Genomic DNA, 1,585 nt, shown 5'->3' with positions numbered 1-1,585 from the left:
ATTGGCGTTGTAGTCCTCGATCGTCCACTGCGTCAGGCCGATCTCGTGACACAGCACGAGGCTGACCTCGCTGTAGAGCGTCTCGCTGTCGATCAGCGTGCCGTCGCAATCGTAGATGACGAGGTCGAACGGCATCTCCGCTTCCCGGCGCGGCCGTTCAGCTCGCCCGGGCGGTGTCGAACTGGCCGGTCTTGCGGAAGCGCCAGAGATAGGAGGAGATGACCGCCTCGACCGAAGTCGGCGCGAACCCGATCCCAGCAAAATCCCGACCTTCCTTGGCCGCGGCGGGTGAGACGACGTTGTCGCTTTCCAGCAGCGTCACCTGATCGCGCGTCAGCACGAGTTCGTCCGGAATCAGGCCGAGCGTCAGCGCGTCCACGGCCTGCAGCACGCTGCCCATGATGCGCGCCAGCGGGAAGGGCAGCGACACCAGCAGGCGCTTGCGGCCGGTCACGCTGCAGACCTCCTCGACGATCTGGCGCAAGCTCAGGACCTCCGGGCCGCCGAGCTCATAGACGCGCCCGCCAGACACCGTGCCGTCGACCGCCCGCGCGGCAACCTCGGCGACATCGCCGACGAAGGCCGGCTGGAACTTCGTCGCACCATCTCCGACCAGCGGCAGCAGAGGCAGCATCCGCGCCATCGAGGCAAACCGGTTGAAGAAGGTGTCCTCGGGGCCGAACATCACCGACGGCCGCAGCACGACAGCACCCGGCACGGCGGCGAGCACCGCGGCTTCCCCCTCGGCCTTGGTGCGGGCATAGGCCGATTTCGATTCGGCGTCGGCGCCAAGCGCCGAGACATGAACGAGACGGCTGATGCCGGCCGCGGCGCAAGCCTGGGCGACTGCGCGCGCGCCATTCGCCTGCACGGCCGGGAAGCCTTGGCGGCCCTGCTCCTGCATAATGCCGACAAGGTTGATGACAGCATCGGCGCCCTTCACCGCGGCGGCGACCGAGGCCGGATAGCGCAGATTGGCCTGAACGGCGTGAATCTGGCCGACAGTGCCGATGGGCTGCAGGAAGCCGGCGAGATCGGGCCGGCGCACCGCGACCCGCACCCGATAGCCGCGCTTGACGAGCGCCCGCACGACATGGCGGCCGACGAATCCGGAACCGCCGAAAACCGTGACAAGTTGCTGAGCCGGGGCTTGAGGGGCCATCGCGAGAGCTCCGTTTAGAATGCTTCTGCCCTCCTAGATCATGTTCCGCCAAAGTGGAAATCCCTTTTGCGCCGAACGCACCTCCCGCGCAGGCATGCGGCCTTTCGCCCTAGGCTGGCCGGTCGAAGCGCCGGTTCGCGCCGTTTCCTCATGGCTTTCGGCCGGCTGGACGCTCCGCGCGGAAACGCTTTCCACAGGCTGCGAGCGGCGGAGTGCATTTCCTTGATCGAAGCCCGTTGACAGCACGACTCGGCCCCCGTAAACGAACCGCCGTTGCCCAGGTGGCGGAATTGGTAGACGCGCTGGTTTCAGGTACCAGTGGTGAAAGCCGTGGAGGTTCGAGTCCTCTCCTGGGCACCACCTTTTTGGTCGGTGTTCGCCGATTATCGAAAGGCCCCTGAAACCGAGCGTTTCAGGGGCCTT

The 1,585-nt window shown here is 66.4% G+C and carries 1 protein-coding gene and 1 tRNA gene; one reads left to right on the top strand and one right to left on the bottom strand.

Annotated features, from left to right (window positions below):
- Window positions 1-157 precede the first annotated feature (157 nt).
- The gene (locus tag ACIPIA_RS15930; RefSeq protein ID WP_400510948.1) at window positions 158-1,162 is read right to left on the bottom strand and encodes a complex I NDUFA9 subunit family protein; all 1,005 of its coding nucleotides are present in this window, start codon (window positions 1,160-1,162) and stop codon (window positions 158-160) included.
- Window positions 1,163-1,437: 275 nt separating this feature from the next.
- Here ACIPIA_RS15930 and ACIPIA_RS15925 point away from each other — a divergent pair.
- Window positions 1,438-1,522 (top strand) — tRNA-Leu (locus tag ACIPIA_RS15925).
- The last annotated feature ends 63 nt before the right edge of the window (window positions 1,523-1,585 follow it).

It is taken from the genome of Allobosea sp. CER48 (assembly GCF_044752385.1).
In the GTDB taxonomy this organism is placed as follows: domain Bacteria; phylum Pseudomonadota; class Alphaproteobacteria; order Rhizobiales; family Beijerinckiaceae; genus Allobosea.
The sequence above is the reverse complement of the archived record's forward strand: the minus strand, read 5'-3'. Positions and strand labels throughout refer to the sequence as shown.